General features: G+C 41.0%; 9 protein-coding genes and 1 pseudogene. 3 read left to right on the top strand and 7 right to left on the bottom strand.

Annotated elements, in window-relative coordinates:
- Nucleotides 1-306 precede the first annotated feature (306 nt).
- On the top strand, nt 307-495 hold the full coding sequence (locus QZU77_RS10335; protein ID WP_295603816.1) for a hypothetical protein: 189 nt from the start codon (nt 307-309) through the stop codon (nt 493-495).
- A gap of 86 nt (nt 496-581) precedes the next feature.
- Nucleotides 582-803, top strand: a complete 222-nt coding sequence (locus QZU77_RS10330; RefSeq protein WP_295603814.1) for a DUF6140 family protein — start codon at nt 582-584, stop codon at nt 801-803.
- 356 nt (nt 804-1,159) lie between these two features.
- Here QZU77_RS10330 and QZU77_RS10880 read toward each other — a convergent pair whose 3' ends face one another.
- Together QZU77_RS10880 and QZU77_RS10320 are read right to left on the bottom strand one after the other, a co-directional pair.
- Complete coding sequence (locus QZU77_RS10880; RefSeq protein ID WP_366208878.1) at nt 1,160-1,234, bottom strand: class III signal peptide-containing protein; 75 nt, start codon at nt 1,232-1,234, stop codon at nt 1,160-1,162.
- Entirely contained in the window at nt 1,231-1,599 is a 369-nt protein-coding gene (locus QZU77_RS10320; RefSeq protein ID WP_295603810.1) for a hypothetical protein, read from the bottom strand. Before QZU77_RS10320 ends, QZU77_RS10880 begins: the two co-directional genes overlap by 4 nt.
- Nucleotides 1,600-1,707: 108 nt before the next feature.
- Here QZU77_RS10320 and cobM point away from each other — a divergent pair, with 108 nt between their 5' ends.
- Complete coding sequence (gene cobM, locus QZU77_RS10315) at nt 1,708-2,460, top strand: precorrin-4 C(11)-methyltransferase (protein ID WP_295603807.1); 753 nt, start codon at nt 1,708-1,710, stop codon at nt 2,458-2,460.
- A gap of 52 nt (nt 2,461-2,512) precedes the next feature.
- Here the strand turns inward: cobM and QZU77_RS10310 are convergent, their stop codons facing one another.
- The 5 genes and pseudogenes from QZU77_RS10310 to QZU77_RS10290 all read right to left on the bottom strand — a co-directional run.
- Nucleotides 2,513-3,052 (bottom strand): zinc ribbon domain-containing protein, encoded by a 540-nt coding sequence (locus tag QZU77_RS10310; protein ID WP_295603806.1) that lies wholly within the window; start codon nt 3,050-3,052, stop codon nt 2,513-2,515.
- A gap of 6 nt (nt 3,053-3,058) precedes the next feature.
- Nucleotides 3,059-4,003: a methionine synthase gene (locus QZU77_RS10305; protein ID WP_295603804.1), complete on the bottom strand. Its 945-nt coding sequence runs from the start codon at nt 4,001-4,003 to the stop codon at nt 3,059-3,061.
- Nucleotides 4,000-4,314 carry a DUF1894 domain-containing protein gene (locus tag QZU77_RS10300; protein WP_295603802.1) on the bottom strand — a complete coding sequence of 105 codons (315 nt, stop codon included), beginning with the start codon at nt 4,312-4,314 and terminating at the stop codon, nt 4,000-4,002. Before QZU77_RS10300 ends, QZU77_RS10305 begins: the two co-directional genes overlap by 4 nt.
- Before the next feature lie 2 nt (nt 4,315-4,316).
- Nucleotides 4,317-4,775 (bottom strand): DUF1890 domain-containing protein, encoded by a 459-nt coding sequence (locus tag QZU77_RS10295; protein ID WP_295603800.1) that lies wholly within the window; start codon nt 4,773-4,775, stop codon nt 4,317-4,319.
- A 22-nt stretch (nt 4,776-4,797) separates the two neighbouring features.
- A pseudogene (locus QZU77_RS10290) lies at nt 4,798-5,485 on the bottom strand (hypothetical protein); the annotation flags it as partial.

Raw genomic sequence — 5,485 nt, 5'->3', positions numbered from 1 at the left:
AAGGCATGAGTAAAATGAAAAATCATCTCATGTCAAAAAGATGAGAAAGAAAAGTAGGTAACTATTCAGCGAATCGCCCTCGCGATGGATTTTAAGAAACAAATTACAATAATTGGAATAATTTCATCCACTAATTTCAATAATTATAAAAATTAATGACCTAAATTATTCTAATTATTCAAATTAGTTTCAAAAAAACAAGTTGGAGTCCTTCGCTGAATAGTTACAAAAGTAGTCCGTGCATACAAAAAAGTACGAAAAAGTTTTGTTATGTTCCGAAATCAATCTATATTTGCAACCAGAACGATGAATCGGACGACAAAATCCGTTCGTCTATTGTATGACAGGCTGACAAGCTTTGACCTAGTTGAATCTGGAAAATTTACACTTAGAAGTCGAAAACAGTTTAGTCAAGTCAGTCATGTTCCTTTCGAGGGACACGGACTGCTTTTCTATCATTTGTTTGACTTCGGGTATTTTCCAGAACCTAACTAGGGCAAGTGTAGCAAAAGTGAGGGCGTGCCCCTTTTTGTATCGCCTCGATTAACCTTATTTAATAACAATCAAAACACTAACCGTCTATGCCAAGATTCAGAATCACAACCAAACAGCGAAAGATGAGCAACGGCATCATCATCGAACCCGGTATGTCCGTTGAGGTCGTCACCTCCTCATTCTCCAACCCCGTCTCCACCAACGGCGGCCAAGCCGTTGTAGATGCCTTCATGCGCATCTATGGAGTAGATATAAAGAAAGCAGGCGCACTCAATACGGTGTGGCTGGATGTTAAACAAATAGGATAACGACAATGAAATGTAAACATAGAAAACTGATGCTTTATAATGTACGACATTGCCATCTTTATTTTAGATTAATTATCTACATTTGCAACATTCGTACAATGATACGTGAAGTCAGAAAAGGGAAGAAAATTAGAGAAAATAATTTTCCTTGCTTCACAATTGGTTGCAAATATGGAACAATTTGGGGATTGGGTCATAGCTACCAATGCCATAAGATAATACAATACAATGAAGAACTCCATGATTCAATAAAAGCGGCATTATGCTCCACTAGAAAGAGTATTGCTCTATCAACAAACGTTAAAGAAAAACTGTATTGGGGATCATGTGCAGAAGATTACGCAGCGAGCCATGTCTTAAAACAGTATCAAAAGCAATACCCCAAACAAGAACAGGAACTCCGCTGATATTTGCCCCCTATTGTCATTCATGCTATCACCAGTCCCTCATCGGTTTTTGTTATAATGTAGCTTCGGCCGCTGATAAGCTTCTCGTTCGAGTCAATGTTTGCTAACGGCAATAGTGTTTCACCTTTCTTGTCATCATACTCCATTATCAGCCTGTTTTTATGAATCGTCAGTTCAAAGTATCCCTTATCCGAGGGCAGGTGAATCATCTTGGAGTATCCCTCACCGTTCGAGTTCACCTGGCTGATCTGGTTTGCAACCTCATCCAGTATCAGCCTGTGGGAGGCGGCATCCTCAATATTAAAACTTGACGATAATGAAGCCTGTGTGAAAAATAACATGCCGCAGGCAATAATGATTATAATGAATAATGCAAACAGATATTCCATTGAAATAAAACCTTTATTGTCCATAATTCTAGATTATCATTAGAATTAATAAAGTTTACTCCGATTACAAGTCAATATTTATATAAGATTGAAATTAAACATTATACCATGAAAGGCAAAGTAATTTTTATTGGTGCAGGTCCTGGAGACCCTGATTTAATCACCGTTAAGGGAAGAAGAGTCATTGAAAAGGCCGATGTCATTATTTATGCAGGTTCCCTTGTGAACAAGGATGTTTTAAGCCCTGCACGTGATGACTGTGAAATACACAATAGCGCTTATTTGAATCTTGAGGAAACAGACGGAATCATTACTGAAGCGGTCAATGAGGGCAAGCTGGTTGCTCGGGTGCACACCGGCGACCCTTCAATCTACGGCGCCATAGCCGAACAGATCCGTGAGCTTAAAAAGCATGACATCGAGTATGAAATCATCCCCGGCGTGAGTTCACTATTCGGCACTGCAAGCGTGCTGGAGACTGAATTGACATTACCTGAAATCTCACAAAGTGTCATAATCACTCGTCCGGAAGGAAGAACTCCAAAGCCTGCTGGCGAGAGTCTTGCAAGCTTTTCCAAGCATCATGCAACCATGTGCGTCTTTTTGGGTGTTGGCATGATCGACAAGGTTGTTGATGAGCTGCTTGTCGGGTATGAGGAGACCACCCCCGTAGCAGTCGTCAAAAAGGCAACTTGGCCAGACCAGCAAATAATTAGAGGAACCCTCAAGGATATTGCAGGAAAAGTTAAAGATGCCAATATAACAAAGACTGCAATGATTATAGTGGGAGATGTTCTAGACCCTGGAGACTTTAATGCATCCAAGCTATATGACAAGAACTTCAAAACAGAATATCGTTAGATAACATTCACCGCAACCATCACACAACTATTACCTTAAAAAAAAAGCATCATTATTTTTGGCCAATCACTTTAATATCCTTAAACGCATCATAATCTGTGGCGTATACCATGCAGACCTCATCCCTCAGACCGAAAACGAAACCGCAGCCCTCGTTTCCATAATCAAGATAATATCCAGAGTATCCGAACAGCTTATGCGGAGTGCCTCCGATGGTTGATGCAACCTTATCGCTGTCAATGCCCTTTCCAGGAGTCTTGACTATGCCTATTTCAATATAATACTTGTCATTGCTCCAACCCATGGATGTGGATTCGATATTGCCGTCATACTCAACATTGTTGCGGGACGGTACGCTTACATAATCGGCAGGTATTTCAAACTCGACATTGTCAACCTGGACCGTTTGGGCCTGGTTGAAAAAAAGAAAAGCTGAACCTATCGCAGCCAGTGCAATCACTGCAATAACAATTAAAATGAGAAATCTATTTGAGAATTTATTATGCCTATTGGGGACTTTCTCACCGCAATTGGCACAAAACAATGCTTCATCCTTTAGCGGTTCACCGCATTTGCTGCAATATTCAGTCATATAATCTTAACTGTATTTGTCCTTCACTTCATTCATTAGCCTTAACTTTTCAAAGGCCACATCCTTTGGGGATCTCCTAAGCCCGCAATCTGGATCAAGCAGGAGGTTTTCCTTGCCGACAATGTTGATTGCCCTTACAACCAAGTCATCGACATCATCAATATTGTCCACAGTATTCACTGATGAGTCAACGCAGCCGAAACCGATTTTCTTGTTGAGAATAAGATTGGCATTATCCTCCAAAACGTTGATGTTGACGTTGTTTCCTGCAAATTCCATATCCAAAATGTCAACATTGAACTTGGCCAAGTCCTTAAATACGCCATCGAGCGTTCCGCAGACATGCATCGCCAATGGTATTTCAAGGTTTTCGCGCAATATGTCAATGGCCTGGCTTGCAACCTTCATGTCAACCATTCCTGTTGATAGGAACGGCTCATCAATTTGAATGTAGACCGGCTCCACCTTGGAGGCTATTGCATCCACTTCAGATTTCAGGGAATGTGCAAGGTCAATGATGGCATCCTCCTTGTTCTTGTAAAATCCGGCAATCCTTGATGAGTGAACGATAGTGTTAGGTCCTGTGATGATTCCCTTGACCCCATGGCCTTCAGGAATGTTGCCATCATAATAATCCTTCATTATCTTTTTGGCATACTGCAAGTCCTTAATGGAGATTTCCTGAGTGGGGTTTCTTATCTTGGAAACTATTACAGTGTTTCCATCCTCTATCTTCATTCCCGGAATGTATCTTGTAAAAATAGAAACCATGTCTCCTCTAACCTGACCGTCTGAGATGATGTCCACTCCTGCGTCAAGCTGAGCGATGACACTGTCCTTAATTGATTCCTTGAAAGGGTCATATGCGCCAAGCGCATTCAATAACTTGTTTTTTGCTGTGGAGGCTTCTTTAACTTCAACAGGAAAGCTCCCTACTACTGTTGATTTCATTTCTTGTTACCGGTATCGAGTTTTCTAATTTTTTCCATTTCCTCTTCATCAATCGGCAATTCCACAACGGAAGTTCCGTGACATGGCTTGGTGTATGGCAGGAACACTGTTCCCTTTTCATGGTCAAAGCCTATTGGTATTGGTGGAATTCCGATTACGCGAACTCCCAGCACTTCATCGCCTGGCTTGATGTAGACCAAATCATCAGCCTTGAATCTTATAATCATTGCACAGTCCTTAAAGCCCGCTTTTGAAGCATGTATCTCATAATTGTCTGATTGCTGCAGGTAAGTATCTAAACAGAATGACATGACTATTCAAACTCCTTTATTGCTTTGTCAAATTTAACCTTGATTGGAGATGGGTTATGGAAAGCCCTAACGGCAGTGATCAGTGCGTTGCTTCCGCTCTCTTCAATCATGCTTACGAATTCGGCCACTTCATCAGCATCCCTTGAGAATACCAGTGCCAATGATTTTGTCTGCAATATCTGGTCGAATGTTACAAAGAATGATGCTGCAGCATCCTTGTGAACGAAACCAACGAGCAAATCATAGTCCCCTTCCTTGATTTCCCCCAAATGTCTTTCCAAGTCAACAAGGTCCAGATGATAATAATCCTCCGGGTCTGAAACCTTCACCAGTTTTTTGGCTGCAGGGTTTGCCGCTATTGTTGTATCATATCCCATTTTTGTTAATTTATTGTAAACGTAAACTGCCAGTGGAGTCTGTGATGGAGTTTCAGGACATCCAAGCAAAACTAAAGCTTTCATTATACTACCTCACATGTGAATTTTATGATCTTGTTTTGAGTGTAACTACATTAGCCAGAATCAACATTCCAACGAATATGAATGTCATCAGTGCCATACCGTTAATGGAACGGTTGAATATGAATAATCCAACTAATGATTGTGCACAGAATGCTGCCAGTGCACCTGTCAATAGAACTTCCCTTCCAAGGTATTTCTTGTTGTTCTTCTCTCTTTTTTCACGGTACATCTTAAGTACCTTGAATCCTATGATGATTGTTCCAAGCACGAACACCATCAATCCAACCAGTCCAAGGATACCGAAGTCAAAGCCCCATCCAAAGATTCCTGGAAGCATATAGTCGATTGTATCCTTCTGGTTTACAAGAATACCGAAGAACATTGGGAAAGGCAATCCGAAGAATAATACGAGTTGCATAGGCAAGGTAATGTATCCTTCTGCGAAGGCGGTTCCTTCCGCTCCCCAATAGGATGCATTCGCATTGTGCCCTATTAATTGGATATTGCTCAATACTGTCTTAATACTTGACAGTGAGTATTGCTCAATCCTACCTATCCTAAGCAATGGTGAGAAAATAGTCATTCCTGAGACTCTTGCAATGACTTCCAGCAATACGAAACCTACACCTGCAGCTCCTAAAAACAATCCTATCCTTCTTGCGGTGATTACGGATTTTTCCCTGAATGATTTTGAAATCATCAAGTATCCG

Source organism: uncultured Methanobrevibacter sp. (assembly GCF_902774605.1).
Lineage (GTDB): Archaea > Methanobacteriota > Methanobacteria > Methanobacteriales > Methanobacteriaceae > Methanocatella.
This window is presented reverse-complemented; position numbering and strand designations above follow the sequence as displayed.

Coding starts and splice junctions, on each gene's coding strand:
- QZU77_RS10305 (WP_295603804.1), bottom strand. CDS start 4,003: ATGAAATCAACAGTAGTAGGGAGCTTTCCTGTTGAAGTTAAAGAAGCC.
- cobM (WP_295603807.1), top strand. CDS start 1,708: ATGAAAGGCAAAGTAATTTTTATTGGTGCAGGTCCTGGAGACCCTGAT.
- QZU77_RS10330 (WP_295603814.1), top strand. CDS start 582: ATGCCAAGATTCAGAATCACAACCAAACAGCGAAAGATGAGCAACGGC.
- QZU77_RS10310 (WP_295603806.1), bottom strand. CDS start 3,052: ATGACTGAATATTGCAGCAAATGCGGTGAACCGCTAAAGGATGAAGCA.
- QZU77_RS10320 (WP_295603810.1), bottom strand. CDS start 1,599: ATGGAATATCTGTTTGCATTATTCATTATAATCATTATTGCCTGCGGC.
- QZU77_RS10295 (WP_295603800.1), bottom strand. CDS start 4,775: ATGAAAGCTTTAGTTTTGCTTGGATGTCCTGAAACTCCATCACAGACT.
- QZU77_RS10300 (WP_295603802.1), bottom strand. CDS start 4,314: ATGTCATTCTGTTTAGATACTTACCTGCAGCAATCAGACAATTATGAG.
- QZU77_RS10335 (WP_295603816.1), top strand. CDS start 307: ATGAATCGGACGACAAAATCCGTTCGTCTATTGTATGACAGGCTGACA.